The following is a 25,341-nucleotide window of genomic DNA, read 5'->3' as shown; positions in this document are numbered from 1 at the left end:
GGGCCGTCCCGGCAGGGGCGGCCCCTCGAGTCGTTCCCGGGGCCGGTGTGGGACGGTCGGGCGGTGCCGTTGGCGAGCGAGGAGGGGGCGCGCGTGGACCCGGACGTCGTGGCCACCGGGCGGTCGGCGTGAGGGTCGTCCCGTCCGGCTTCGTCCGCGCCCACACCCAGGTCCGGCGGCCGTCGTCGGTCCCCGAGGTCCGGCTGCACGTGGCCGACGACGTCGTCGCCCTCTGGGAGGCCATGGAGGCCCAGAACGGCGGCGCCGGGGAGGCGCCGCCGTTCTGGGCCGCGGCGTGGCCGGGTGGTCAGGCGCTGGCCCGCTTCGTGCTGGACCGGCCCGAGGTGGTCGCGGGGCGGGCGGTGCTCGACCTCGGCGCCGGCAGCGGCCTGGTCGCCCTCGCCGCCCGGCTGGCCGGGGCCCGGTGGGTGCTGGCCAGCGACGTCGACGAGTTCAGCCGCACCGCGGTCGGCGTCAACGCCGGGCTCAACGGCATCGACGGGGTGAGCGTGACCGGCGACGTCCTGGGCCGCGACCTGCAGGGCATCGACGTCGTCCTGGCGGGGGACGTCTGCTACGACCGGGAGATGACCGAGCGGGTGCTGCCGTTCCTCGACCGCGCCCGCGCCCGCGGCGTCGAGGTGTACGTCGGCGACCCGGGGCGGCCCTACCTGCCGCACGACCGGTTGACCGCCGCCGCGGTCTACGAGATCCCCGAGACCGAGGGCCCCGGACTGCGGCGGACGACGGTCTGGCGGCTGCCGTGAGCAGCGTGGCCCCCGACCGCGGGCGCCGTGCCCGCCGGCCCTCCGGCGACGACCGGGAGCGGGCGATCCTGGCCACCGCCGAGGCGCTGCTGGCCGAGCGCCCGCTGGCGGAGATCTCCGTCGACGACCTCGCCCGCGGCGCCGGGATCTCCCGGCCGACCTTCTACTTCTACTTCGCCTCCAAGGACGCCGTCGTCCTCGCGCTGCTGGACCGGGTGGTCGCCGAGGCCCACGAGCTGCGCGCCGCGGCGCTGGCCGGCGCCTCCGACGACGTGCGGGCGAACTGGCGGGCGGCGCTGGTCGCCGTCCGCGACACCTTCCGTGCGCACCGGGCACTGACCGCGGCCGCGACCCAGCTGCTGGCCGCCAGCGCCGAGGTGCGGGAGCTGTGGTTGCAGGTGATGGAGGGGTTCGTGGCGGAGACCGCCGCGGCGATCGAGGCCGAGCGGGCGCGCGGTGCGGCGCCCGGCGGCCCGGCGGCCCGCGACCTCGCCACCGCGCTGAACTGGATGAACGAGCGGGTCATCCAGGGCACCCTCGCCGGCCAGCAGCCGGCCGTGGGGGAGGACGACCTCATCGACGTGCTGCTCACCGTCTGGCTGCGCACCATCTACGGCACCGACGATCCGACGCGCCGTTGACGCACTCGACACCGTGTCGAGTACCGTGGTGCAGGTCACCGGCCGAGCCAGGGGGAACGCCATGACCGCACCCACCGAGCACGTGGACGTGCTGATCGTCGGCGCCGGGCTCTCCGGCATCGGCGCCGCCTGCCACCTCCAGCGTGAGTGCCCCGACCGCAGCTACGCCGTCCTCGAGGCGCGCGAGGCCATCGGCGGCACCTGGGACCTGTTCCGCTACCCGGGCGTGCGGTCGGACTCCGACATGTTCACCCTCGGCTACTCGTTCAAGCCGTGGACGCAGGCGCGGGCCATCGCCGACGGCGAGTCGATCCGCCGCTACGTGCAGGAGACCGCGCGCGAGCACGGCGTCGACCGGCACATCCGGTTCGGCTCCCGCGTGGTGGCCGCCGAGTGGTCGACCGAGGACGCGCGCTGGACGGTGACCGTGCAGCGCACCGGCACCGACGAGACCGTGCGGCTGACCTGCTCGTGGCTGTCGGTCTGCTCCGGCTACTACCGCTACGACGAGGGGTACCGCCCGCGCTTCCCCGGCGAGGAGCGCTTCCGCGGCCGGATCGTGCACCCGCAGCACTGGCCCGCGGACCTCGACCACGCCGGCAAGCGGGTCGTCGTCATCGGCAGCGGCGCCACGGCGGTCACCCTCGTCCCCTCGATGGCGCGAACCGCCGCGCACGTGACGATGCTGCAGCGCACGCCCAGCTACGTCCTCGCCCTGCCCGGCCGGGACCCGCTGGCCGACGCCCTGCGCCGCCGCCTGCCGGCCCGGGCGGTCTACCCGGTGGTCCGGTGGAAGAACGTGCTGACCTCCATGGCCTCCTACCAGCTCAGCCGGCGCCGGCCGGCCACCATGAAGGCGATCATCGCGAAGCTGGCCCGCAGGCAGCTGCCCGCCGGGTTCGACGTCGACACCCACTTCGGCCCGCCCTACGACCCCTGGGACCAGCGGCTGTGCCTGGTGCCCGACGGCGACCTGTTCACCGCCATCCGCGAGGGCCGGGCCGACGTGGTCACCGACCGGATCGCCACCTTCACCGAGACCGGCGTCGCGCTGGAGTCCGGTGCCGAGCTGGCGGCCGACGTCGTCGTCACCGCCACGGGGCTGAACCTGCTGCCCATCGGCGGCATGACGCTCACCGTCGACGGCGAGCCGGTGCGGCTGTCGGAGCGGGTCTCCTACAAGGGGATGATGGTCTCCGGTGTACCGAACTTCGCCATGACGATCGGCTACACCAACGCCTCCTGGACGCTCAAGGCCGACCTCGTCGCCCGGTACGTCTGCCGGCTGCTGCGGCACATGGCCGCGCACGGCCAGGCCGTCTGCACGCCGGTCGCCCCGCCGGGCGGCGGCACCGAGCCGTTCATCGGGCTCAGCTCGGGCTACGTGCAGCGCAGCCTGGACGCCCTGCCGAGGCAGGGCGCCCGCGCCCCGTGGCGGCTGTACCAGAACTACCTGCGCGACGTGCTGCTGATGCGCCGCGGCCCGGTGGTGGACGAGGGCGTGCGGTTCACCGCACGCCCGCCGGCCCGCAGTCCCGAGGAGGTCGCCGCGTGAGACCGGCCCCCTACGTCTTCGCCGGCGGCACGGCGGTCGTCACCGGCGCGGCCGGCGGCATCGGCGCCGCCCTCGCCCACGGCCTGGCCCGCCGGGGCAGCTCCCTGGTCCTCCTCGACCGGGACGCCGAGGGGCTCGCGGCGGTGGCCGACGCGATCGGCACCGCCCACCCCGGGCTCGCCGTCACGACCCACGTCGTCGACCTGTCCGACGCCGAGGCCACCCGCCGCGCGGCCGCCACCCTCGCCGAGGCCCACCCCGAGGTCACCCTGCTGGTCAACAACGCCGGGGTCGCCCTCGGCGGGCGCTTCGACCAGGTGACCCTCGAGGAGTTCGAGTGGGTGCAGGAGGTCAACCTGCGCGCCGTCGTCCGGCTCACGCACGCGCTCCTGCCGGCGCTCAAGGCCCACCCCGGTTCGCACCTGGTCAACGTCTCCAGCCTGTTCGGGCTGATCGCACCGGCCGGGCAGGTGGCCTACGCGACGAGCAAGTTCGCCGTCCGGGGGTTCACCGAGGCGCTGCGGCACGAGCTGGCCGACGACGGCGTGGGCGTCACCTGCGTGCACCCGGGCGGGATCCGCACCCGGATCGCCGCGGACGCGCGGGTGGGCTCCGGTGTGCCGGCGGAGGAGGGCGAGGCGGGCAAGCGCGACTTCGCCACGCTGCTCACCATGGACCCCGCGAGGGCCGCGGAGCTCGTCCTCACCGCGGTGGAGCGGCGCCGGCCCCGGCAGCTGGTCGGCTGGAGCGCCGTCGTCCCCGACCTGCTGGTCCGGCTCGCCCCCGGCTCCTACGGCCGGCTGCTGGCCGGCCTCACGTCCCTGGCCGCACGGGCGCGCCGCTGACAGGGTGGGGGCGGGCCGTGGCCGTGCACGTCGGGACGTCGGGGTGGAGCTACGACCACTGGGACGGCGTCCTCTACCCGCCGGGCACGCCGGCGCGCGACCGGCTGGCCCACTACGTGGCGCGGTTCGGCACCGTCGAGCTCAACGCCAGCTTCTACCGCTGGCCCCGGACGGCGACCTTCGCCAGCTGGCGCCGCCGCCTCCCGCCCGGCTTCCAGCTGTCGGTCAAGGCGCCCCGCGGCCTGACCCACGCCAAGCGGCTGTACGCCCCGGAGGTCTGGGTGGAGCGGCTGGTCGCCTGCTGGCACGAGCTCGGCGACCGGCGGGCGGTGCTGCTGGTGCAACTGCACCCGGCACACCAGCGGGACGACGAGCGGCTGCGGTACTTCCTGGGCCTGCTGCCGGACTGGATGCGCGTGGCCGTGGAGTTCCGGCACCCCAGCTGGCACACCGACGAGGTGTTCGGCCTGCTGGAACGCCACGGCGCGGCGTACTGCGTGATGAGCGGCGCCGGCCTGCCGTGCGTGCTGCGGGCCACCGCGCCGTTCGTCTACCTCCGCCTGCACGGCCCGGACGACACCCACCTCTACGCCGGTTCCTATCCCGACGCCGACCTGCACTGGTGGGCCGACCGGGTCCGGGAGTGGGAGCGGGCCGGCCGCGACGTCTACGCCTACTTCAACAACGACGGGTACGGGCACGCCGTCCGCAACGCCGAGACGCTGCGCGGCCTGGTCGGCCACTGACCCGCGCGCCGGGACGGCGGTCCACGGTGACCCTTCCGCAGGTCACGGGCTCCGACGTTCCCGCGGGAACGGCGGAGCGACGCACGGGACCGGGGCCGCCGGAGTCGGGCGCCGTCCGGAACGGCGCTGCAGCGCGCGGACGGCGAGCAGCCCGTACCCGACGGCGTTCGGCACCAGCGCCACGGTGTAGATGCCGGCCTGCACGCCGGGGCTGGTCACCTCCAGGCCGAGCGGGGAGAAGACGTGGTGGCCGAGGAAGCCGCCGGTGTAGGGGGGCACTCCGGCGCGCTCGCGCAGCGCCAGCTCCCACTCGGTGAGCGGGCAGGGGGCGCCGGCGAGGTGCACGGCCAGGATCGCCGCGGCCACCGGGGCGTGCACCAGCAGCACCCGCGGCCAGCGCAGTGCCAGCAGCGCGCCGGTCACCATCAGGGCGACGGCCAGCGCGTGCACCGCTGCCACGGCGTACGCCCAGGACACGCCGCCAGCCTGGCACGCGGGAGGGCGCGCCGGGAGGGCCCGGGCGGGAGACTGGCCGCATGAGCGAGCGAGAGGACAGCGGCCGCGACCCGGGCAACCGGGTGTCCCGGTCCATCGAGGACTTCGTCAGCCAGCTGCGCGGGTTCACCGACCGCGCCCGCGGGATGGCCGCCGGCGCCGTCCCCTTCTCCCTGCCGAGGCTGCCCTCGCCGCCCGGCGCGATGTCGGCGGCCCAGTTGCAGGCGATCGACAAGGCCGTCCGCGGGCAGCGGCAGCAGATCCAGGCGATGACCGCGCAGCTGCAGGCCTTCGACGAGCAGTTGGCCGTCTTCGAGCGGATCCTCGACCCGCTGGTCGAGTGGAGCGCGACCTGGGCGCGACTGGAGGAGTCGGTGGCCGACCTGGTCCGCCGGCCGCCGGCCGAGACCGACGACCCGGCACCGGACGACGGCCCGCCGGCCGGCCGCCGGCCCTGACGGCTCAGCGCAGGTCGCGGCGCAGCGGATGGTCCGGCGGCACCTCCACCAGCACGATGCGGACGCCGTCGGGGTCGGCCACCCAGCCCTCGACCAGCCCCCACGGCTCGGGGGCGGCCTCCCGCAGCACCGGCACCCCGGCCGCGCGCAGCCGCTCCACCTCCGCGGCGGCGTCGCGCACCTGCAGCCACAGCGCCAGACCCCGCGGCGGCTCGTCGCTGCGCCCGGCCACCTCGAGCAGGCCGTTGCCCAGGAAGAACACCAGCCCGGGGGCGTCGGGTGGGCCGAACTCGCGGTACACGGCCAGGCCCAGGACGTCGCGGTAGAACGCCCGCGACCGGGCCGGATCGGTCGGGCGCAGCAGGATGCGGCTGCTCAGCACGTCCACTCCGGCATCATCGGGGCATCCCGGCGCCCACGGACAGGGCGGCCGGCCGTGCCGACGTCAGGAGGACCGGTGGTCCAGCGCTACGAGTACCGGGTGGTCGAGCTCCGGGAGGGGCTCCTCGGCGGGAAGATGTCGGGTGACAAGCTGGAGAAGGTGCTCAACGAGCACGCCCGCGAGGGGTGGCAGCTGAAGGCGATCACCTCGGTGGAGGTCAAGGGCCGGATCGGCCCGGGCGGTGTCGAGGGCGTGCTGGTCACCCTGGAGCGCCCCACCGCCTGACCCCTGGAGGAGCCCGTGCCCGACGCCGCCGACGCCCGGGCGGGGCTCCGGGCCGACTGCGCCCGGTGCGCGGGCCTGTGCTGCGTGGCGCCGGCCTTCGCCGCCTCGGCCGACTTCGCGCTGGACAAGCCCGCCGGACGCCCCTGCCCGCACCTGCAGGACGACTCCCGGTGCGGCATCCACGCCGAGCTGCGCGAGCGGGGGTTCCCCGGCTGCACGGTGTTCGACTGCTTCGGCGCCGGCCAGCAGACGGTGCAGGTCACCTTCGGCGGCCGCGACTGGCGGGAGGGCCCCGAGGCGGCGGCGTCGGTGTTCGCCGCCTTCGGCGTGCAGCGGCAGCTGCACGAGCTGCTCTGGTACCTCACCGAGGCGCTGGCCCTCCCGGCGGCCGCGCCGCTCCGGCGGGAACTGGCCGCGGCCCGGGACCGCACCGAGCGACTCACCGGCGTGACGCCGGAGGAGCTGGCCGCCGTCGACACCGCCGCCCTGCGCGCCGAGGCCGGTGCCCTGCTGACGTCGGTCAGCGAGCTCGCGCGGGCCGGCGTCCGCCGCGGGGGCCGCGACCGCCGCAACGCCGACCTCATGGGCGTCGACCTCCGCCGCACGCAGCTGCGCGGGGTGAGCCTGCGCGGTGCCTACCTGATCGGCGCCGACCTGCGGGGCGCCGATCTCACCGCGGCCGACCTGCTCGGTGCCGACCTGCGGGCCGCCGACCTGCGGGGCGCGGACCTGTCCGGCGCGCTGTTCCTCACCCGTCCCCAGGTGGCCGCCGCCCGCGGCGACGCCGGCACCCGCCTGCCGGCCGGGCTGGAGCCCCCGCCGCACTGGGGTGCGCGGTGAGCGGGGACGACGCCGCGCGCTGGCTGGCCGCGCACCGCGGCGGGGCGGCACCGGTCGACGCGCTGGCGTTCTTCGACCGGCTGCCCGTGCTCGCGCCGGACGCCGTGGTCGGACGCTGGCGCGGCGCCGAGCTGCCCACCGGCTCCCGGCTCGACGGGCTGCTGACCGCCCACCGCTGGTGGGGCAAGGAGGTCCTCGACGCCGACACGGTCCACCCGCTGCTGTTCCCCGACCGGGCGGGCCGGCCGCGACCGGTGCAGCCCGCGCCCGCACCGCTGACCCTGCTGCGCCGCGCCCCGGCGCTGGCCGCCAGCCGGCCGGCCCGGATCGCGTTCGTCGCCGCCCGGCCGCTGCTGCGCACCCGGCGCCCGGCGGCGCGCGTGCGGGCCGTGTCGCACCGCGGGGTCGTCACCGCCGCGGTGGTCTACGACCGGCTGCCGGTCGTCGACGTCCTGCGCGCCGTCACCCCCGACGTGCTGCTGGGCTGCATGGACCCGCGGGGCCTGCCGGAGCCGTTGTTCTTCGTGCTGGAGCGGGACGCCGGCTGACCCGGTTCACGGCTCGCGCGGCTCCTCGGCGGCGGTGCCCGGCCGGCCGCGCCGGCGCAGCATGCCGGTGACCGAGCCGAGCCGGTCGCTGGCCTGCCGCAGGCCGTGGACCAGCGGCAGCAGGTCCTCCGAGACCCGCCGCAGGGTGTCGGGCACGGTGTCGATCGCCGGGTCGTCGAGCACCTTGCCCACCCGCTCCAGCCCGGGCCGCAGCGACCGCACCGGCTCCTCGAGCTCCTCCACGAGGGTCTCCAGCCGCTCCGCGGTGCGCTGCGCCGAGGCGATGGTCTCGGTCGCGACCCGGGTGGCCGCGATGAGCTCACGGACGGCGGTGTTCAGGTCGGTCAGCGTGCGCGGCAGCTGCGCCAGGGCCTCGGTCTGGGCCTGCAGCGTGCTGATCAGCTCGGAGAGTCCGGGGATGCGGGGCATGCCCAGGCCACGGAAGGGGTCCACGCCGCAACGGTCGGCGACACGGGCCGCCCCCGCAACCGCCGGGCCGCTCAGTGCCAGGTGGTGACGCGGACCGTCGTCCCCTCGGGGGAGGACCGCAGCTGCACCAGGTCGCACAGCTGGTGGACCAGGTAGACGCCGCGCCCGCCGACGCGCCCGGGGTCCGGCAGCCGGCGGCCGACCAGCGGATCGGTGACGTGGCCGCGGTCGGAGAACTCGACCACGGTGGCGCCGGGTTCGGACCACATCGCCAGCACCCCGCCGCCCCCGCCGTGGCGGACGCCGTTGGTGGCCAGCTCCGAGGCGGCCAGCTCCAGCGCCTCCACCCGGTCGGCGGGCAGGCCGCTGGTGCGGGCGAACTGCGCGACGGTGCGCCGCACCGCGGGCACGTCGGCGGCGCCGAACTCGCCGCGCAGCACGACGTCCCCCGGCGGCGGGAGGGGTTCGGCCAGCAGCCCGGCCGCCGTCAGCCCACCGGGGCCGGCGGTGGGGTGGACGCCGTCGGCGCCGGTGCGCCACGGGTGGGTGCGCAGGGCGCCCTCGCACACCGCCGGGGGGAGGCCCTGCTCGTCGTAGGGACACAGCAGCCGCCAGGCGGGGCCGCCGTCGAACGCCTCGTTGAGCAGCAGCTCGTGCAGCTCGCACTCGACCAGCTCGGCGGGGGAGCGGCCGGCATAGGCCGGCTCGCCCCCGCGCAGGGTCCGGCCGGCGGCGGTGTGCCGGTCGAGGACCTCGGCCCACACCCCGATGATCCGGCCCGGGTTGCCCCCGATCTCGGACATGTCGAGGAAGTCCACGGCGGCGGCGTCCGCCCCCAGCGCGGTGCGCAGCTGCGCCAGCCGGTGCGGGGGCTCGGCGACCACGACGGCCTCGTCGGCGGCGAGCCCCTCGCGGACGAAGGCGAGGACCGACTCGGGGAACCCGTCGTCGCCGCGGTAGGCGACGGTCTCGTGCGAGAAGCCCGGCGCCGCGGCGCCGGCGGCACGCGCCAGGGGAGTGCTCACGCGCGCGCCCGCGGGGAGACGGTCACGATCCGGTCGTACCCGAGCAGCCCCCACACCCGGGCGACCAGCGGTGGGACGTCCACGACCGCGACGGCCCCGCCGGCGGCGATCCGCTGCTGCGCCCACCCCGCGAACGCTCGGCACCCGGCGGCGTCGGCGAACTCCAGCCGGCCGAGGTCCAGGACGGCCGTGCCGGTGCCGCCCACGGGCGAGTCGGCGAGCACCCGGCGGAGCCGGTCGGCGCCGAAGGCGTCCACGCTGCCGGCCACGGCCACGCGACCGCCGTCCACGTACACCCGGAACGGCGCCAGGACGTCGGGGGCGAGCCCGGAGGGGCTGTGCACCTGCGGGTGGACGCCGGCCACGTCGGCGAGGGCCCCGGCCGGCAGGGCGTCGCGCCGGTAGGCGCACATCGCCGACATCCCGGACCCGGCGGCCATGAAGTCGTCGGCCAGGTGCTCCCAGCGGACCAGCTCGGCGTGCCGGGTGGGGTCGGCGGCCAGCGGGGTCAGCTCGGCGACCACCCGCAGCCCGGTGTGGCCCTCGGCGAGCGCCTGCCGGGTCAGCGTGTCGTAGAAGTCGAGCTGCTGCTCGGGCGCGAAGCCGCCGTCGCCGGCGTAGGCCTGGCCCAGCGGCAGCAGGACCAGCGTGCCGTCGGCGAGCAGGTCGCCGAGCGGCCCGAGCGGGCCCGGGGAGCGGCGCAGCCGCGCCACGTCGTCGTCGGACCCCACGAAGACCAGCCGTTCGCCGCGGGCGAGGCCACCGGCCAGGAAGCGGCCGGCCGCGGCGGGGAGGGACTCGGCGTCGTCGTAGACCCAGCACAGGTGGTCGGCCGGACCGACCGCGTCCGGGTGGGTCACCGGACCCTGGGTGCGCATGCCCCCACCGTAGGGCGGGGACACCCCGGGACGACAGCAGCGCAGGTCAGAGGCTCTTGAGGATGTCCTCGACCCGCTCGCGGGCGTCGCCGAAGAGCATCCGGGTGTTCTCCCGGAAGAACAGCGGGTTCTGCACGCCGGCGTACCCGGTGTTCATCGACCGCTTGAACACGATGACGTGCTCGGCCTCCCACACCGTCAGCACCGGCATGCCGGCGATCGGGCTGCCGGGGTCCTCCAGCGCGGCGGGGTTGACCGTGTCGTTGGCCCCGATGACCAGCACGACGGAGGTCTTGGCGAGGTCGTCGTTGATCTCGTCCATCTCCAGGACGATGTCGTAGGGCACCTTGGCCTCGGCCAGCAGCACGTTCATGTGCCCGGGCAGCCGGCCGGCGACCGGGTGGATGCCGAACCGCACCCGCACGCCGGCCTCGGTGAGCTTGCGGGTCAGCTCGGCGACCGGGCCCTGGGCGTGCGCGACCGCCATGCCGTAGCCCGGGGTGATGACCACCGACTCGGCCGTGCGCAGCAGCTCGGCGGCCTCCTCGGCGGTGATCTCGGTGTGCACGCCGTCCTCGGACGCCGCCGCGGTGGCGCCCTCGTTGCCGAAGCCGCCGGCGATGACCGACAGGAACGACCGGTTCATGGCCCGGCACATGATGTAGCTCAGGTAGGCGCCCGAAGAGCCGACCAGGGCGCCGGTGATGATCAGCAGGTCGTTGTCCAGCAGGAAGCCCGACGCGGCGGCGGCCCAGCCGGAGTAGCTGTTGAGCATCGAGACGACCACCGGCATGTCCCCGCCGCCGATGGAGGCCACCAGGTGCCAGCCCAGCGCCAGCGCGAGGACGGTGACCGCGGCCAGCACGCCCAGCCCGGGCGTGACCACGAACGCGACGGTGAGGGCGAGGAAGGCGACCAGCGCGCCGAGGTTGAGCCAGTTGCGCCCCGGCAGCATGAGCGGGTTGCTCCTGATCCGCGCCGAGAGCTTGAGGAAGGCCACGATCGAGCCGGTGAAGGTCACCGCGCCGACGAACACGCCGATCGCCACCTCGGCGGAGTGGATGCCCAGCAGGTCGGGGGGCACCTCGGTCTGCGTGGCGCCGGCGCGCTCCACCGACAGATAGCCGTTCCAGCCCACGAGCACCGCGGCCAGGCCGACGAAGCTGTGCAGCACCGCGATCAGCTCGGGCATGCCGGTCATCTCGACCCGGCGGGCCCGCCACAGTCCGATGCCGGCGCCGATGAGCATGGCCACGACGATCGCGGCGATCGCGGCCGCGGAGATGCTGCGCGCGGCCAGGCCGACGGTGGCCACCAGGGCGATCGCCATGCCGGCGATGCCGTAGGCGTTCCCGGTCCGGGCGGTCTCGTGCCGGGACAACCCGGCCAGGCTGAGCACGAACAGCAGCCCGGCGACGATGTAGGCCGCCGACGCGGCGGAGGTGGCGCTCACCGGGGGCTCCGGGTGGGGGAGCCGGCGGTGAACATGCCCAGCATCCGCCGGGTGACGGCGAACCCGCCGAACACGTTGATCGAGGCGACCAGCACCGCCACGAACGCGAGCACGGTGACCAGCGTGCTGGTGTGCCCGAGCTGCAGCAGGGCGCCGACCACGATGATCCCGGAGATCGCGTTGGTGACCGACATGAGCGGCGTGTGCAGCGCGTGGTGCACGTTCCCGATCACGTAGAAGCCGACCACGATGGCCAGCGCGAACACCGTGAGGTTGCTGATCAACTGGCCCGGCGAGAACGCGGTGGCCACGAACAGCAGCGCGGCCGCCGTCCCCACCACGGCGGCGGTGCGCACCGGCGAGGCCGGCCGGCGCTCGGCCGGCGGCGGCGCGACGGGCCGCGGGGCGGGGGCGGTGGCCGGGGCGGCGGACACCTGCACGGGCGGCGGTGGCCACAGCACCTCGCCGTCCCGGACGACGGTCATCGCCCGCTGGACGACGTCGTCGAGGTCGAGGACCAGCTGCCCGTCCTTGCCCGGCGTCAGCAGCTTCACCAGGTTGACCAGGTTGGTGCCGAACAGCTGCGAGGCCTGCCCCGGCAGCCGGCCCGGGAGGTCGGTGTAGCCGATGATCGACACCCCGTTCGGCGTGGTCACCACCTCGTCGGGCACCGAGCCCGCCACGTTCCCGCCCTGGGCGGCGGCCATGTCCACGACCACGCTGCCCGGTCGCATGCCCGCCACCATCTCCTCGGTGATCAGCCGCGGCGCCGGCCGGCCGGGGATGAGGGCGGTGGTGATGACGATGTCGGCCTCGCGGGTCTGCTCGGCGTACATGACCGCGGCCCGGCGGTCGTAGTCCTCCGAGGTCACGGTGGCGTACCCGGTGCCGCCGCCCTGCTGCTCGTCGGCCGGCACGCCCACGTACTCCCCGCCCAGGGAGGCGATCTGCTCGGCCACCTCCGGGCGGACGTCGGTGGCGCGGACCACCGCCCCGAGGCTGCTCGCCGTGCCGATCGCGGCCAGCCCGGCGACCCCGGCGCCGACCACCAGGACCGTGGCCGGCGGCACCTTGCCGGCCGCGGTCACCTGCCCGGTGAAGGACCGGCCGAACACGTGCGCGGCCTCGATGACCGCCCGGTAGCCGGCGATGTTGGCCATGGAGCTGAGCACGTCCAGCGACTGGGCGCGGGAGATGCGGGGGACGGCGTCCATCGCCAGCGCGGTGACCGGCCGGGCGGCGAGGGTCTGCACGAGGTCGGGGTCCAGCGCGGGCGACAGCGTGCTGATGAGCACCGCGCCGTCGCGCAGCGACCCGACCTCCGCGGGGGTCGGCTTCCCCACGTGCAGGACGACGTCGGCTGCCCACGCCTCGGCCGCCGTCCCGATCCGGGCGCCGGCGTCGAGGTAGGCGGCGTCGGGGGAGCTGCTGGCCTGCCCGGCCCCGCTCTCCACCACCACCGCGTAGCCGAGGCCGAGCAGCTGGCGCACCGTGGCCGGGGTGGCGGCCACCCGTGTCTCGCCGGGGCGGGTCTCCCTGGGCACTCCGATGAGCACGTCGGCTCCTTCCTGACCGGTGGCGCAGCCGGGGCCCGATCATGCCGTCCCCGGGCCGCCCGGCGCCCCTCGACGGCCGCCCTCCCCCGGGCGGGTGAGGTCGGGGCCGCTCCGGTCCAGACGCCGGGACCGGCTGCCGTACTGGTCGGTGAGCCGGGACCGCCCGGAACAGGGCCGGCGGCGAGCCGGCACGGACCACGTTGGGGTGAGCGTGTCAGCGCCGACCGTGCCTGCCGAACCGCTGGTGCCCCCGGAGATCGTCTCGTCGATCTTCTACGGCGCCGCGGTGAGCGACACCCTCGTCCTGGTGGTCGCCGAGATGGTCGCGGGCACCGCCCGGATCACCTGGTGCAACCAGGGCGCCACCCAGCTCCTCGGCTACGGCCTCGAGGACCTGCGCGCCCTCCCCGTGTCCGCGCTGGTCCCCACCCTGCGCGGGGCGGAGGTGAAGCTGCTGCTGCGCCGGGAGCGCACCGCGCGGATGAACCTGCCGGTCCGGACCGCCAGCGGCGCCATGGTCGAGGTGGTGGTGCTGTGCACCCCGTCGCCGACGGGCCGCATGTGGACGCTGCGGCTGGTCCCGGCCGCCAACGAGCAGGAGCGCGCGCTGCGCGCGACCGCCGACGCCCACGAGCAGCGCTTCGCCACCCTCACCGAGCGCTCGCCCATCCCCACGCTGCTGTCGGAGCAGGGCATGCGGCTGGCGCACGTCAACGACGCCTTCTGCAGCCTCGTCGGCCTGCAGGCCGAGCAGCTGCTGGGCACCGGCTGGATGTCCACCGTCCACCCCGAGGACCTCGACGGCGTGATCGAGCAGGTCGTCGCCGTCCTCGGCGGCGGGGACGGCGAGGCGCAGGCGCGGCTGGTCCGCGAGGACGGCACCGAGCGGACGACGGTCATCCGCTTCGCCCACCTGTTCACCCCCGGCGTGGGCGCGGGCTTCGTCGGCACGATCGAGGACATCACCGACCGGCTGGCCTTCGAGGCCCGGCTGGCCCACCAGGCCAACCACGACCCGCTGACCGGCCTGCCCAACCGCACCCTGCTCGCCGAGCACGTGGCCGAGCGGTTCACCGCCGGTGGCGGGGGGCTGGCCTGCCTGTTCCTGGACCTGGACAACTTCAAGGTCGTCAACGACTCCCTGGGCCACGCGGCCGGTGACGAGCTGCTGGTCGAGATCGCCGTCCGGCTGCGGGCGACGGTGCGGCCCGGCGACCTGGTGGCCCGCTTCGGCGGGGACGAGTTCGTCGTCGTCTGCGAGGGGGTGGAGGAGAGCGACGCGGTCACCCTCGCCGAGCGGATCGGGACGGCCCTGGCCGAGCCGGTGCGGCTGGGCGGGGTCGACGTCCGCCCGCACGCCAGCGTCGGGGTCACCGTGCAGACCGACGAGCACACCGCGGCCGAGGAGCTCATCCGCGACTGCGACATCGCCATGTACCAGGCCAAGGCCAGCGGCAAGGGCCGCATCACCGTGCTCGACCAGCAGGCCCGCGCCGAGGCCCGCGACAAGCTGCGGCTGGTCGCCGAGCTGCGCACGGCCATCGAGCGCCGCGACATCACGCTGCTCTACCAGCCCATCTTCAGCACCACCGACGGCCGCTCCACCGCGGTGGAGTCCCTGGCCCGCTGGGAGCACGCCGAGCGGGGTGCGATCAGCCCGGCGACCTTCGTCGCCCTGGCCGAGGAGAGCGGCCTGATCGGCCCGCTGGGCCTGCTCGTGCTCGACGAGACCTGCCGGCAGCTGGCCGAGTGGGACCGGCTGCTCGGGGACGCCGCACCCCAGCGGGCCAACGTCAACGTCTCGGCGCTGCAGCTCGACGACAACCTGCACCCGCAGGTGGTGGCCGCCCTGGAGCGGCACCGGCTGCACCCGTCGCGGCTGTCGATCGAGATCACCGAGTCCGCCCTGATGCAGGACCCGTCGTCGGCGCGGGAGGTCCTCACCCAGCTGCGCGACCTCGGCGTCCAGCTGGCCATCGACGACTTCGGCACCGGCTACTCGTCGCTGGCCTACCTGCGGCACCTGCCGGTCGACTGCCTCAAGGTCGACCGGTCCTTCGTCGCGGAGCTCGCCGACGGGCACACCGAGATCGCCTCGGCGGTCATCGCGCTGGCCAAGAACCTCGGCCTGACCACCGTCGCCGAGGGCGTGGAGACCGCCGAGCAGGCCGAGCAGCTGACCCTGCTCGGCGCCGGCTTCCTGCAGGGCTTCAGCCTGGCCCAGCCGATGACCGGCATCCGCACCGCGGCGTGGTTCGCCGCGCACTCCGACCGATGACCACCGTCCCCCTCGCCCCACCGGGAGCCGACGTGCCCGCCCACCTGGCCCCCGCGCCGACCTTCGACCTCGAGGGCGTGCTCGCCAGCATCGACACCATGGCCGCCCAGAAGCCGGTCGCGGCCCAGATCGTGTCGGTGGCCAACTCCGACGACACCGACGCCCGCGCGCTGGCGCAGATCCTCGCCGGGGACGTCGCACTGGCCAGCCGCGTGATGAAGCTGGCCAACTCCGCCTACTTCGGCATGCGGGGGCGGGTGACCTCCCTGCAGTTCGCGGTGACCGTGGTGGGCTTCACCACGGTGCGGACGATGGCCACCGTGGCCCTCACCGACCTGGACGACGAGGCCCGCCTGCCCGCCGACTTCTGGCGCACCAGCACCAGCACCGCGCTCGCCGCCGCGACCCTGGCGCCGCGCTTCGGGGAGCGGCCGCAGGACGCGCTGTGCCTGGGGCTGCTGGCCCCGCTGGGCACCGCCCTGCTGCACCACAACGACCAGGAGGGGTACGCCGAGCTCGCCGCCGCGGAGCCGACGACCAGCGGCCGCCGCGCCGCCGAGGTCCGCCGCTACGGCATCCACGCCTACCGGCTGAGCGCGGTGGCCCTGGAGCAGTGGGGCTTCGCGCACAGCATGGTGGCCCCGCTGGCCGCCGTGGACGACCTGTCCAGCGGCGACGCCGGCCTGCTGCGCTCGGCGCTGGAGGTGGCCTCCCGGCTCACCGTCGAGGAGTACGAGCCGGTGCCGGTGGAGCGGCTGACCAACGGCGTGCTGCGCGAGGACGCCGTCCCGCCGGTCATGGACCGGGTGCGCGCGGAGGCCGAGGAGCTGCGCCTGGCGATGCTCGGCTAGCCCCCCGACGGCCGTCGTGGCCACGACGGCCGCTGCGGTGCGGACCTCCGTGGCCACGACGGCCGGCCGGCCTCAGGCCGTGTAGGGCGCGCCGAGCGGGTCGACCGTCTCGTGGCCGGTGACGGCCGAGGCCAGGCGGCCCAGCGCCCAGTCGCCGTCGCCGAGCAGGTGGTCGATGGCGGTGAGCCGGCTGGTGTAGTGCCCGACCTTGTACTCGGCGGTCACACCGATACCGCCGTGCAGCTGGATGGCCTCCTTGCCGATGTGCCGCCCGGCGCGGCTGGTCTGCAGCCGGGCGCGGTCGGCGGCGGAGACGACGTCCCCGCCGGCGTCGGCGACCATCGACGCCCACAGCACGGTGCTGCGGGCCAGCTCCAGGGCGATGTACATGTCGGCCGCCCGGAACGTCAGCGCCTGGAACTTGCTGAGGGTGACGCCGAACTGCTTGCGGGTCTTGAGGTACTCGGCGGTGGTCCGAAGCGCGGTCTCCATCGCCCCGATCGCCTCGTGGCCGTACGCGATGCGCGCGTGGGCCAGCGTCCGCTCGACGTCGGCGGTGCGGTCGGCGGTGCCCGTCCCCAGCAGCTCGGCCGGCGTGCCGTCGAACCGGACGTGCGCCGCCCGGCCGCCGTCGTGGGTGCGGTAGCCGGTGCGGGTCAGGCCCTCGGCGTCGCCGCGGACCAGGAACAGCGCCGTGCCCCCGTCGACGACCGCGGAGACGACCAGCACGTCGGCCCGCGCACCGCCCGGGACCGGCTCCTTCACCCCGGTCAGCCGCCACCCACCGCCGTCCTCGGTCGCGGTGACCGCCGCCGCGGAGGGGCTCCAGCGGGTGCCCGGCTCGGCCAGCGCCGCGGCCGGCACGCTGCTGCCCTCGGCCAGCGGGCCGAGGACCGCGGCCCGCTGGCCGTCGGTGCCGACCGCCGCCACCAGGCCACCGGCGAGGACGACCGCCTCCACGAAGGGCTCGGGCGCGAGCACGCGGCCGACCTCCTCGGCGACGATGCCGACCTCGACCGGGCCGGCGCCCATGCCGCCGTCCTCCTCGGCGAAGGGCAGGCCGAGCAGGCCCATCTCCGCCATGCGCGACCACGTCTTCTCGTCGAAGCCCGGGTCCTGCGCCACGACCTTGCGCCGCGCCTCGCTGTCGCCGTAGGCGCGCTCCAGGAGGCCGCGCACGGCCTCCCGCAGGTCGTTCTGCTCGCTGTCGTAGTCGAAGTCCACGGCTACCTCACAACCCCAGGATCGTGCCGGCGATGATGGTGCGCTGCACCTCGTTGGAGCCTCCGTAGATGGAGACCTTGCGGTGGTTCAGGTACTCCGGGGTCGCCACCCGGGCCCAGTCGGGGACGTCGGAGCCCTCGTCGGCGAACGACGCCACCGACAGCGGGCCGGCGATGTCGACGATCAGCTCGGTGGCGGCCTGCTGCAGCTCCGAGCCGCGCAGCTTGAGCACCGAGGACGCCGGGTGCGGCCGGCCGTCGGCGGAGTTGGCGACCACCCGCAGCGCGGTCAGCTCCAGGGCCAGCAGCTCGTTCTCCACCTCGGCGATGCGGGCGGCGGTGCGGGGGTCCTCGGCCAGCGGGCGGCCGTCGACGGTGATCGCCTGCGCGTACTCCTTGGCCTGGGCCAGCAGCCGCTTGGTGGCCCCGACGCGGGCGATGCCCACCCGCTCGTTGCCGAGGAGGAACTTCGCGTAGTCCCAGCCGCGGTTCTCCTCGCCGATGAGGTTCTCCGCGGGCACCCGGACGTCCTCGAAGAAGACCTCGTTGACCTCGAAGCTGCCGTCGAGCAGCTCGATCGGCCGCAGCGTGACCCCGGGGGAGTCCATGGGGAACACCAGCATCGAGATGCCGCGCTGCCGCTTCTCCGCGGTGGGGTCGGTGCGTACCAGGCAGAAGATCCAGTCGGCGTGCTGGCCCAGCGTCGTCCAGGTCTTCTGGCCGTTGACCACCCAGTCGTCGCCGTCGCGCACCGCGGTGGTGCGCAGGCTCGCCAGGTCGGAGCCGGCGTCGGGCTCGGAGAAGCCCTGGCACCACCAGATGTCGAGGTTGGCGGTCCTGGGCATGAACCGCTCCTTCTGCTCCTCGTTGCCGAACGCCGCGATGACCGGGCCGATCATGCTGGCGTTGAAGGCCAGCGGCTCGGGCACGTTGGCCAGCTGCATCTCCTCACGCCAGATGTGGCGCTGCAGCGGCGTCCAGTCCCGGCCGCCCCACTCCACCGGCCAGTGCGGCACGGCCAGACCGGCGGCGTTGAGGACGCGCTGGGTCTGGACGTACTGCTCCTTGGACACGTGCCGCCGGGCCGCGACGGTGTCGCGGATCTCCTGGGGGACCTGGGTGGTGAAGAACGTCCGCATCTCCTCCCGGAAGGCCTCCAGCTCCGGGGACAGCTGCAACCGCATCGGACCTCTCTCCTGACGGCTGCTCCGCCGTCTCGCAGGTTGGGACCCCGACGATGCCACACGTGCTACCGGCCGGTAGTTCTCGGGCTCCGGCCCCTCGCCGTGTCGACGGCAGGCGGTCGGGGTCGCGGGGGAACGCGCGTCGCCCACCGCCCGTTGCCGGGCCATGGAGCTGATCTGTCCCAAGTGCCACGGCACGATGCGCACGTACGAGCGCAACGGCGTGCACGTCGACCAGTGCGCGGACTGCCGCGGCATCTTCCTCGACCGCGGCGAGCTCGAGCGGCTGGTCGACGCCGAGACCACGTGGCACGAGGGCGGCCGGCCCCCGCAGGCGTCGTCCCCCGGCGGGTCGGGGCACGCGGCCGGCGGGCACGGGACGTCGAGCGCGGCCCCCGGCTCCGCCGGCGGGCTGGGCGCGATCGTCGGCGAGGTGCTCGGCCAGGTGCAGGGCAGGAAGCACTCCTCGTACGGGCACGGCGGCAAGCGCAAGCAGTCGTTCCTCGGCGAGCTGTTCGGCTGAGGGGGCACCCGGGCGCCCGCGGGAGCGGCGGCGGCTGCCTCGGGGGACGCTGGGAGGCGTGTTCGACGTCGACTGGATGGGTCAGTTGACCCGAGAGGTGCTGCGGGAGCGGGTCCCCGCGCTGATCGCCGAGGCCTGCGCCTGGAGCGTCGGGATCTCCGACCGCCGGCACCACGAGCGGCGGCGCGGGCGGCTGGTGGAGACCGGGGGCACCAACGCCGACCGGGTGGCCCGCGGGCAGCCGCTCAGCGGCGAGGAGGACGGCCGCCTCGACCTCGGCGACGCCCGGCCGGGCAGCTTCCGCGACGCGCTGAACGCGGTGGACGCCGACGGCGTGGTCTACGCCGACCGCTTCGACCGCGAGGTGATCGAGCCGTTCGTGCTGGCCACCTGCGTGCTCGCCGCCGAGCGGGCCCGCAGCACCCGGCGCGCGGAGTGGGCCGAGCTGCTCGACGACCTCGGCGAGGACGGCCGCGACCTGGCCGACGTCGTCCGCGCGGGGGAGTGGGAGGCGCCGCTGCGCACCGAGGCCGAGCACCTCGTGCTCGCCGCGCTGGCCGACGTCCCGCTGCTGGACGTCGAGGCCGAGGGGCTGCCGCTGTCGCTCGTCCGCGCCGCCGAGGCGCTGACCCGGGGCGCCGCCGAGCCGGCGCCCGCCCCGGCGGCGGGGGAGGACCCGGCCGCCTCCGGCGCGGTGTTCCTCGCCCGCGCGGCCCTGGCGGAGTCGGGGCTGGCCGGCCCGGTCGGGCCGCAGGACGCCGACCGGCTGCTCACCGCGCTGCTGGCCGAGGGCCTGGAGCCGGAGGAGCTCCCCGCCGTCCTGCCGCACCTGCCGCTGGCGCCGGGCACCGCCGACGCCGTCCTCACCCTGCTCGCGGCAGGGTCCTGAGTCAGAGCTCCAGCGGCAGGCCGGTGTAGTTCTCCGCCAGCTCGCGGGCGGCGGGCTCGGAGGCGGCGATCCGGCGCAGCTGCGACAGCTGCAGCTCGGCGTCGAAGTCGTCGCCGGAGCGGTGCAGCATCGAGGTCATGAACCACGAGAAGTGCGTGCACCGCCACACGCGGGCCAGCGCGCGGTCGGAGTAGGAGTCGACCAGGTCGGTCTGCTTGTCCTGCAGCAGCCGCACCAGTGCCTGCGCCAGCAGCGTCACGTCGGCGACGGCGAGGTTGAGGCCCTTGGCGCCGGTGGGCGGGACGATGTGCGCGGCGTCCCCGGCGAGGAAGAGCCGCCCGCGGCGCAGCGGGGTGCTGACGAACGAGCGCATGGGCAGCACCGACTTCTCGGTGATCGGGCCGGTGTTGATCTCCCAGCCCTCCAGCGCGAACCGCCGGGCGAGGTTCTCCCAGATCCGGTCGTCGGACCAGTCCTCGATCTTCTCGGTGGGGTCGACCTGCAGGTACAGCCGCGACACCGACGGGGAGCGCATGGAGTACAGGGCGAAGCCGTCGGGGTGCCAGGAGTAGATGAGCTCGTCGGTGGCGGGAGCGGCGTCGGCGAGGACGCCGAGCCACGCGTAGGGGTAGGTGCGCTCCCACACCCGCCCGGAGCTCGCCTGGACGACGGGCCGGGAGACCCCGTGGAAGCCGTCGGTGCCGGCGATGACGTCGCACTCGAGGACCTGCTCGGTGCCGTCGGCGTCGGTGAACCGGATGCGCGGGCTGTCGCCGTCGACGTCCTCGGGGCGGACGTCGGAGACCTCGAACAGCAGCGGCGGGCCGCCGTCGAGCTGGGCCGCGATGAGGTCCTTGGTGACCTCGGTCTGGCCGTAGACCCACACCGTGCGCCCGCACAGCTCGGGGAAGTCCAGGGTGAAGCGGTTGCCCGGGTACTGCAGGTGGATGCCGCGGTGCTCGAGGCCCTCGCGCTGCAGCCGGTCGCCGACGCCGGCGGCGGTCAGCGTGTCGACGGTGTGCTGCTCGAGGATCCCGGCGCGGATGCGGGCCTCCACGTAGTCGCGCGACCGGTTCTCCAGGACGACGGAGTCGATCCCCTGGAGGTGCAGCAGCCGCGACAGCAGCAGGCCGGCCGGGCCGGCTCCGATGATCCCCACCTGAGTACGCACGGGCCGAGTGTGACCTCCGGTACGTCGCCGTGGGAACCGTCCGCTGCCGCTCAGTGGAAGTGACGCACCTGCGACAGCTGCCGCCCGATGCCCCGCGCCGCCACCTCGAGCACCGGCACCAGGCGGGTGAGGTCGCGCCGGTGGCTGGGGGCGACCACCCCGAGGGCGGCCACCACGACCGGGGTGCCGGAGCGCTCGGCGTGGACCGGGACGGCCACCGACAGCGTGCCCAGTGACATCTCCTCCGCCGTCCGCGCGTACCCGCGGCGCCGCACCTCACCCAGCTCCCGCCGCAGCCGCGCGGGGTCCACGACGGTGTGCCGGGTGGCCCGCGCCGGCGCCCGCAGCACGGCCTGGACCACGTCGTCCGGTGCGGAGGCCAGCAGCACCTTGCCGACGCCGGTCGCGTGCAGTGGCAGCCGGCTGCCCACCTGGCTCACCACGGGCACCGACTCGCGCCCGGAGATCCGCTCGACGTACAGCGCGGAGCGGCCCTCGCGCACGGCGAGGTGCACGGTGTCCCGGGTGGCGGTGTGCACGTCGAGGAGGAAGGGCGCGGCGACCTGGCGCAGCTCCAGCTGCACCGGGGCGAGCAGGCCGAGGTCCCAGAGCTTCCGGCCGATCTCGTAGCGGCCGTCGTCGCGCCGGACCAGCGCGCCCCAGTCGGTGAGCTCCCCGAGCAGGCGGTGCGTCGTCGACAGCGGGGTGCCCGACCGCTCGGCGATCTCGGACAGGGACAGCCGAGGTGCGCTGCTGTCGAAGGCGTCCAGCACCGCCAGCGCCCGGGAGGTGACCGACCGCCCCGGCGTCGTGCTCCCACCGGCCACGGGCACCTCTTTCCACTGGACGGGAGGTCTCGCTTGGGCAGCGTAGACCCGCGGCCGTACCGTCCCAGCATGACCGGGACCACATCCGGCAGCCGGCTCGTGCTGCCGCGCTACCTGCGCGAGGACGCCTCGCTGCGCACCCCCGTCGGCTTCCCCGACTACCGGAGCACCGGGCTGCGCGCGCCGCTGCGCACCCCCGTCGACCTGCCGCACCGGCTGACCGAGGTCACCGGGCCGGTACTGGGGGAGGACCGCGTCCTCGCGCACGACGCCGACCTGACGTGGCGCAACGGCGGCGAGGCGGTGGGTCAGCGGATCCTCGTCCACGGGCGGGTGCTCGACAGCGACGGCCGTCCGGTGCCCGACGCGCTGGTCGAGGTGTGGCAGGCCAACGCGGCCGGCCGCTACCGGCACGTCGTCGACAACTGGCCCGCGCCGCTGGACCCGCACTTCGACGGCCTCGGGCGGGTGCTCACCGACAGCCTGGGCCGCTACGAGTTCCTGACGATCAAGCCCGGCGCCTACCCGTGGGGCAACCACCACAACGCCTGGCGCCCCGCGCACATCCACTTCAGCCTGTTCGGCCGCGCCTTCACCCAGCGGCTGGTCACGCAGATGTACTTCCCGGACGACCCGCTGTTCGGCCAGGACCCGATCTACAACGCCATCCCGCCGGCCGCGCGCCACCGGGCGATCAGCCGGTTCAGCCTCGAGCGCACCCAGGACAACTGGGCACTGGCCTTCGAGTGGGACATCGTGCTGCGCGGCACGGACCAGACCCCCTTCGAGACCGACGACGACGGAGATGTCGCGTGACCTACGACCCGCTGGACGTCCCCGCCGACCCCGCCACGCCCTTCCAGCCCCGTTCCGGGCAGCGCGGCAGCGGCTTCCTCACCGGGCCGCTGCGCCTGGGCCCCACCCCGAGCGCGACCGTCGGGCCGTACCTGGCCATCGGCCTGACCTGGCCGGACGGCGCGTGGGCCGCCGCCGAGGGCACCGAGGGCGGGATCTGGATCCGCGGGCGGGTCTTCGACGGCGCCGGTGACCTCGTCCCCGACGCCATGCTGGAGACCTGGCAGGCCGACCCGGACGGCGGCTTCCCCTCGCCGGAGGACCCGCGTGGCGCGTCGTCCCGCCCCGGCTTCCGCGGGTACGCCCGCGTGCAGACCATCGACCCGCCCGGGGAGTTCGCGCTGTACACCCTCAAGCCGGGGCGGGTGCCCGACGGCGAGGGCGGCCTGCAGGCGCCGCACATCGACGTCAGCGTCTTCGCCCGCGGCCTGCTGGACCGGGTGGTCACCCGCATCTACTTCGAGGACGAGGCCGAGGCCAACGCCCAGGACGTCGTGCTGCGGTCGGTGCCCGAGGACCGGCGGGGCACCCTGCTCGCCCGGCGGACCGAGGACGGGTACTCCTTCGACGTCCACCTGCAGGGCGATGCGGAGACGGTCTTCTTCGCGGTGTGAGCGGTCACGGTAGGAAGGACCCCGTGACAGCTCTGTTCGCCGGCACGTTCGCCCGCGGCGCGGCGGCGGCCGCGGTCTCCGACGACGCCTGGTTCCGGGCGCTGCTCGACGTCGAGGCCGCGCTCGCCCGCGCCGCGGCGCGCACCGGTCTGGTCCCGACGACGGCCGCCGACGCCGTCACCGCCGCCTGCGCCGACCCCTCCCGGCTCGACCTCGCCACGGTCGTGGCCAGGGCGGCCGACGCTGGCAACCCGGTGCCGCCGCTGGTGCGGGCGGTGCAGGACGCGGTGGGGGAGCGCGACGCGGTCGCCGTCCACGTGGGCGGCACCAGCCAGGACGTGCTCGACACCGCGCTGGTGCTGCTGGCCCGCACCGCCATCGCGGCGATCGACGCCGACCTGGCCGCGGCCGCCGAGACCGCCGCCGCGCTGGCGCGCACCCACCGGGACGACGTCGTCATGGGGCGCACCCTCATGCAGCAGGCGCTGCCCACCACCTTCGGGCTCAAGGCCGCCGGCTGGCTGGCCGGCCTGGACGGCGCCCGGCTGCGGCTGGCCGAGGTCGTCGCCTCGCTCCCGGTGCAGTACGGCGGGGCGGTCGGCACGCTCGTGGCCAGCGACGGCTCCGGTGTCGACCTGCGGGCGGCGCTGGCCGAGGAACTGGGGCTGGTCACCACCGCCGTCCCGTGGCACACGGTGCGGCTGCCGATCGCCGACCTCGCCGGGGCGCTGGGCGCCGCGGCCGGGGCGGTCGCCACCGTCGCGGTCGACGTCGTCCTGCTCGCGCAGTCCGAGGTCGCCGAGGCCGCTGAGGTCGGGGAGGGGCGCGGCGGCTCGTCGGCGATGCCGCACAAGCGCAACCCGGTCGCGGCGATCTCCGCCCGCGCCTGCGCCCGCCGCGCTCCGGGCCTGGTCGCCACGCTGCTGGCCGCCATGGAGCAGGAGCACGAGCGCGCCGCCGGTGCCTGGCACAGCGAGTGGCCGGCGCTGACCGACCTGCTCACCACCGTCGGGTCGGCCGCGTCCTGGCTGGCCGAGAGCCTGCGCGGGTTGCGGCCCGACGTCGCCCGGATGGCCGCCACCGCCGCCGCGGCCGCGGAGGGCCCGCTGGCCGGCGCGCTGGCCGACGCGCTCACCCCGTCCCTGGGGAAGGGGCCGGCCCACGACGCCGCGGCCGCCGCGGTCCGGGAGGCGCGCGACACCGGCCGGCCGCTGGCCGAGGTGGTCGCCGCGCGCACCGACGTCGACGCCGCCGCCGTCCTCGCCGCCGCGGCGCCCGACGTGGGCGAGGCCGGGGCCCAGGTCGACGCTGCTCTCGCCGAGCACGCGGCACTCACCGACGGCGCAGCCTGACCCCTGCGCTGCCCACCCACCCCGACCGAGGAGCCTGATGAGCGAGCTGCCCAGCACCGACGACGCCCGGCGTGAGGCCGGCATGGCCACCCGCCGGCAGGTGCTCGGCGACGAGTGGGTCGACCGCGCGGTGGCCGGCACGACGCCGTTCACCGCCGACTTCCAGGACTTCATCACCCGCGTGGCCTGGGGTGACATCTGGCAGCGACCGGGGCTGGCCCGCCGTGACCGCAGCCTGATGACCCTGTCGATCACCATCGCGCTGCGGCACTGGGACGAGTTCGCGCTGCACGTGCGCGCGGCGGTGAACAACGGCCTCACCGACGCCGAGATCGGCGAGTGCATCCAGCACGCCGCGGTCTACGCGGGCGTGCCGGCGGCCAACCACGCGTTCAAGGTGGCCGGCCCGATCCTCGCGGAGCTGCGGAGCTCCTGAGCGCCGTCCACGGGGTGACCGGGCGGTGCCGCGGGCGGGGGCGTCCCGCGGCACCGCACGGCCGGTCCGGGTGCCGTCGCGGCGGCGTCCCTCGACCGTAGGGCCGCGCCGGGCCCCGGGAACCCCTCCACCACCCGTACGCCGCGGGCGCGGCGTGGGGGGGGGGCGCGGGGGCGGGGGGGGGGGCCCCCCCCGGGGGGGGGGGGGGGGGGGGGGGGGGGGGGGGGGGGGGGGG

28 protein-coding genes are annotated in these 25,341 nt (G+C 75.7%); 17 read left to right on the top strand and 11 right to left on the bottom strand.

Annotated elements, in window-relative coordinates:
- Positions 1-128 precede the first annotated feature (128 nt).
- From ACI79E_RS18930 to ACI79E_RS18910, 5 genes are all read left to right on the top strand, one after another.
- The gene (locus ACI79E_RS18930) at positions 129-767 is read left to right on the top strand and encodes a class I SAM-dependent methyltransferase (RefSeq protein ID WP_456934114.1); all 639 of its coding nucleotides are present in this window, start codon (positions 129-131) and stop codon (positions 765-767) included.
- Entirely contained in the window at positions 764-1,408 is a 645-nt protein-coding gene (locus ACI79E_RS18925; protein WP_456934113.1) for a TetR/AcrR family transcriptional regulator, read from the top strand. Before ACI79E_RS18930 ends, ACI79E_RS18925 begins: the two co-directional genes overlap by 4 nt.
- Positions 1,409-1,469: 61 nt before the next feature.
- Complete coding sequence (locus ACI79E_RS18920) at positions 1,470-2,963, top strand: flavin-containing monooxygenase (protein ID WP_456934112.1); 1,494 nt, start codon at positions 1,470-1,472, stop codon at positions 2,961-2,963.
- Positions 2,960-3,808: an SDR family NAD(P)-dependent oxidoreductase gene (locus ACI79E_RS18915; RefSeq protein ID WP_456934111.1), complete on the top strand. Its 849-nt coding sequence runs from the start codon at positions 2,960-2,962 to the stop codon at positions 3,806-3,808. Before ACI79E_RS18920 ends, ACI79E_RS18915 begins: the two co-directional genes overlap by 4 nt.
- Before the next feature lie 17 nt (positions 3,809-3,825).
- Positions 3,826-4,554, top strand: a complete 729-nt coding sequence (locus ACI79E_RS18910; RefSeq protein WP_456934110.1) for a DUF72 domain-containing protein — start codon at positions 3,826-3,828, stop codon at positions 4,552-4,554.
- A 42-nt stretch (positions 4,555-4,596) separates the two neighbouring features.
- Here ACI79E_RS18910 and ACI79E_RS18905 read toward each other — a convergent pair whose 3' ends face one another.
- On the bottom strand, positions 4,597-5,031 hold the full coding sequence (locus ACI79E_RS18905) for a DUF2784 domain-containing protein (protein ID WP_456934109.1): 435 nt from the start codon (positions 5,029-5,031) through the stop codon (positions 4,597-4,599).
- Positions 5,032-5,090: 59 nt separating this feature from the next.
- On the opposite strand from ACI79E_RS18905, the gene ACI79E_RS18900 reads away from it, so the two are divergent.
- Entirely contained in the window at positions 5,091-5,507 is a 417-nt protein-coding gene (locus tag ACI79E_RS18900; RefSeq protein ID WP_456934108.1) for a hypothetical protein, read from the top strand.
- 4 nt (positions 5,508-5,511) lie between these two features.
- On the opposite strand, the gene ACI79E_RS18895 is transcribed toward ACI79E_RS18900, so the two are convergent.
- Positions 5,512-5,895 carry a VOC family protein gene (locus ACI79E_RS18895; RefSeq protein ID WP_456934107.1) on the bottom strand — a complete coding sequence of 128 codons (384 nt, stop codon included), beginning with the start codon at positions 5,893-5,895 and terminating at the stop codon, positions 5,512-5,514.
- Positions 5,896-5,964: 69 nt separating this feature from the next.
- Here ACI79E_RS18895 and ACI79E_RS18890 point away from each other — a divergent pair, with 69 nt between their 5' ends.
- Genes ACI79E_RS18890 through ACI79E_RS18880 form a run of 3 tightly spaced genes read left to right on the top strand, consistent with a single transcriptional unit; the run spans position 5,965 to position 7,562 of the window.
- Positions 5,965-6,174 carry a DUF4177 domain-containing protein gene (locus ACI79E_RS18890; protein ID WP_456934106.1) on the top strand — a complete coding sequence of 70 codons (210 nt, stop codon included), beginning with the start codon at positions 5,965-5,967 and terminating at the stop codon, positions 6,172-6,174.
- A 15-nt stretch (positions 6,175-6,189) separates the two neighbouring features.
- Positions 6,190-7,014 carry a pentapeptide repeat-containing protein gene (locus ACI79E_RS18885; protein ID WP_456934105.1) on the top strand — a complete coding sequence of 275 codons (825 nt, stop codon included), beginning with the start codon at positions 6,190-6,192 and terminating at the stop codon, positions 7,012-7,014.
- Positions 7,011-7,562 (top strand): GXWXG domain-containing protein, encoded by a 552-nt coding sequence (locus ACI79E_RS18880; protein WP_456934104.1) that lies wholly within the window; start codon positions 7,011-7,013, stop codon positions 7,560-7,562. Before ACI79E_RS18885 ends, ACI79E_RS18880 begins: the two co-directional genes overlap by 4 nt.
- Before the next feature lie 6 nt (positions 7,563-7,568).
- Here the strand turns inward: ACI79E_RS18880 and ACI79E_RS18875 are convergent, their stop codons facing one another.
- The 5 genes from ACI79E_RS18875 to ACI79E_RS18855 are packed head-to-tail and all read right to left on the bottom strand — an operon-like array spanning position 7,569 to position 12,903.
- Positions 7,569-8,015, bottom strand: coding sequence for a hypothetical protein (locus ACI79E_RS18875; RefSeq protein WP_456934103.1), 447 nt, complete (start codon positions 8,013-8,015; stop codon positions 7,569-7,571).
- 47 nt (positions 8,016-8,062) lie between these two features.
- Positions 8,063-9,016 carry an anti-sigma factor RsbA family regulatory protein gene (locus tag ACI79E_RS18870; protein ID WP_456934102.1) on the bottom strand — a complete coding sequence of 318 codons (954 nt, stop codon included), beginning with the start codon at positions 9,014-9,016 and terminating at the stop codon, positions 8,063-8,065.
- A complete protein-coding gene (locus tag ACI79E_RS18865; RefSeq protein ID WP_456934101.1) occupies positions 9,013-9,894 on the bottom strand; it encodes an MEDS domain-containing protein in 882 nt (293 codons plus the stop codon). Before ACI79E_RS18865 ends, ACI79E_RS18870 begins: the two co-directional genes overlap by 4 nt.
- Positions 9,895-9,940: 46 nt before the next feature.
- Positions 9,941-11,347 carry a Re/Si-specific NAD(P)(+) transhydrogenase subunit beta gene (gene pntB / locus ACI79E_RS18860; protein ID WP_456934100.1) on the bottom strand — a complete coding sequence of 469 codons (1,407 nt, stop codon included), beginning with the start codon at positions 11,345-11,347 and terminating at the stop codon, positions 9,941-9,943.
- Positions 11,344-12,903 (bottom strand): Re/Si-specific NAD(P)(+) transhydrogenase subunit alpha, encoded by a 1,560-nt coding sequence (locus ACI79E_RS18855; RefSeq protein ID WP_456934099.1) that lies wholly within the window; start codon positions 12,901-12,903, stop codon positions 11,344-11,346. Before ACI79E_RS18855 ends, pntB begins: the two co-directional genes overlap by 4 nt.
- 226 nt (positions 12,904-13,129) lie before the next feature.
- On the opposite strand from ACI79E_RS18855, the gene ACI79E_RS18850 reads away from it, so the two are divergent.
- Entirely contained in the window at positions 13,130-15,181 is a 2,052-nt protein-coding gene (locus tag ACI79E_RS18850) for a putative bifunctional diguanylate cyclase/phosphodiesterase (protein ID WP_456934098.1), read from the top strand.
- Positions 15,178-16,032 (top strand): HDOD domain-containing protein, encoded by an 855-nt coding sequence (locus ACI79E_RS18845; protein ID WP_456934097.1) that lies wholly within the window; start codon positions 15,178-15,180, stop codon positions 16,030-16,032. Before ACI79E_RS18850 ends, ACI79E_RS18845 begins: the two co-directional genes overlap by 4 nt.
- A 72-nt stretch (positions 16,033-16,104) precedes the next feature.
- On the opposite strand, the gene ACI79E_RS18840 is transcribed toward ACI79E_RS18845, so the two are convergent.
- Positions 16,105-17,256 carry an acyl-CoA dehydrogenase family protein gene (locus ACI79E_RS18840; RefSeq protein ID WP_456934096.1) on the bottom strand — a complete coding sequence of 384 codons (1,152 nt, stop codon included), beginning with the start codon at positions 17,254-17,256 and terminating at the stop codon, positions 16,105-16,107.
- A 7-nt stretch (positions 17,257-17,263) separates the two neighbouring features.
- Positions 17,264-18,439 carry an acyl-CoA dehydrogenase family protein gene (locus ACI79E_RS18835; RefSeq protein ID WP_456934095.1) on the bottom strand — a complete coding sequence of 392 codons (1,176 nt, stop codon included), beginning with the start codon at positions 18,437-18,439 and terminating at the stop codon, positions 17,264-17,266.
- Between the two features lie 166 nt (positions 18,440-18,605).
- On the opposite strand from ACI79E_RS18835, the gene ACI79E_RS18830 reads away from it, so the two are divergent.
- Together ACI79E_RS18830 and ACI79E_RS18825 are read left to right on the top strand one after the other, a co-directional pair.
- Complete coding sequence (locus tag ACI79E_RS18830; protein WP_456934094.1) at positions 18,606-18,962, top strand: TFIIB-type zinc ribbon-containing protein; 357 nt, start codon at positions 18,606-18,608, stop codon at positions 18,960-18,962.
- A gap of 58 nt (positions 18,963-19,020) precedes the next feature.
- The gene (locus ACI79E_RS18825; protein ID WP_456934093.1) at positions 19,021-19,851 is read left to right on the top strand and encodes a hypothetical protein; all 831 of its coding nucleotides are present in this window, start codon (positions 19,021-19,023) and stop codon (positions 19,849-19,851) included.
- Position 19,852: 1 nt separating this feature from the next.
- On the opposite strand, the gene ACI79E_RS18820 is transcribed toward ACI79E_RS18825, so the two are convergent.
- Positions 19,853-21,022, bottom strand: a complete 1,170-nt coding sequence (locus tag ACI79E_RS18820) for a 4-hydroxybenzoate 3-monooxygenase (protein ID WP_456934092.1) — start codon at positions 21,020-21,022, stop codon at positions 19,853-19,855.
- A 50-nt stretch (positions 21,023-21,072) separates the two neighbouring features.
- Positions 21,073-21,849 (bottom strand): IclR family transcriptional regulator, encoded by a 777-nt coding sequence (locus ACI79E_RS18815; protein ID WP_456934091.1) that lies wholly within the window; start codon positions 21,847-21,849, stop codon positions 21,073-21,075.
- A gap of 69 nt (positions 21,850-21,918) precedes the next feature.
- On the opposite strand from ACI79E_RS18815, the gene pcaH reads away from it, so the two are divergent.
- Genes pcaH through pcaC form a run of 4 tightly spaced genes read left to right on the top strand, consistent with a single transcriptional unit; the run spans position 21,919 to position 25,106 of the window.
- Positions 21,919-22,665 carry a protocatechuate 3,4-dioxygenase subunit beta gene (pcaH, locus tag ACI79E_RS18810; RefSeq protein ID WP_456934090.1) on the top strand — a complete coding sequence of 249 codons (747 nt, stop codon included), beginning with the start codon at positions 21,919-21,921 and terminating at the stop codon, positions 22,663-22,665.
- Positions 22,662-23,318, top strand: coding sequence for a protocatechuate 3,4-dioxygenase subunit alpha (pcaG, locus tag ACI79E_RS18805; protein ID WP_456934089.1), 657 nt, complete (start codon positions 22,662-22,664; stop codon positions 23,316-23,318). The genes pcaH and pcaG overlap by 4 nt, the downstream gene beginning before the upstream one ends.
- A gap of 23 nt (positions 23,319-23,341) precedes the next feature.
- Complete coding sequence (gene pcaB, locus ACI79E_RS18800) at positions 23,342-24,670, top strand: 3-carboxy-cis,cis-muconate cycloisomerase (protein ID WP_456934088.1); 1,329 nt, start codon at positions 23,342-23,344, stop codon at positions 24,668-24,670.
- Between the two features lie 37 nt (positions 24,671-24,707).
- On the top strand, positions 24,708-25,106 hold the full coding sequence (gene pcaC, locus ACI79E_RS18795) for a 4-carboxymuconolactone decarboxylase (RefSeq protein WP_456934087.1): 399 nt from the start codon (positions 24,708-24,710) through the stop codon (positions 25,104-25,106).
- Positions 25,107-25,341 lie beyond the last annotated feature (235 nt).

The sequence above is a fragment of the Geodermatophilus sp. SYSU D00079 genome (assembly GCF_054050635.1).
Note: the sequence above shows the minus strand (reverse complement) of the source record. Positions and strands in the feature narration are given on the sequence as shown.

Excerpts from the sequence above, each read along its gene's own strand:
- ACI79E_RS18920 (WP_456934112.1), top strand. The coding sequence starts at position 1,470 with ATGACCGCACCCACCGAGCACGTGGACGTGCTGATCGTCGGCGCCGGG.
- ACI79E_RS18900 (WP_456934108.1), top strand. The coding sequence starts at position 5,091 with ATGAGCGAGCGAGAGGACAGCGGCCGCGACCCGGGCAACCGGGTGTCC.
- ACI79E_RS18865 (WP_456934101.1), bottom strand. The coding sequence starts at position 9,894 with ATGCGCACCCAGGGTCCGGTGACCCACCCGGACGCGGTCGGTCCGGCC.
- ACI79E_RS18845 (WP_456934097.1), top strand. The coding sequence starts at position 15,178 with ATGACCACCGTCCCCCTCGCCCCACCGGGAGCCGACGTGCCCGCCCAC.
- ACI79E_RS18835 (WP_456934095.1), bottom strand. The coding sequence starts at position 18,439 with ATGCGGTTGCAGCTGTCCCCGGAGCTGGAGGCCTTCCGGGAGGAGATG.
- ACI79E_RS18830 (WP_456934094.1), top strand. The coding sequence starts at position 18,606 with ATGGAGCTGATCTGTCCCAAGTGCCACGGCACGATGCGCACGTACGAG.
- pcaH (WP_456934090.1), top strand. The coding sequence starts at position 21,919 with ATGACCGGGACCACATCCGGCAGCCGGCTCGTGCTGCCGCGCTACCTG.
- pcaC (WP_456934087.1), top strand. The coding sequence starts at position 24,708 with ATGAGCGAGCTGCCCAGCACCGACGACGCCCGGCGTGAGGCCGGCATG.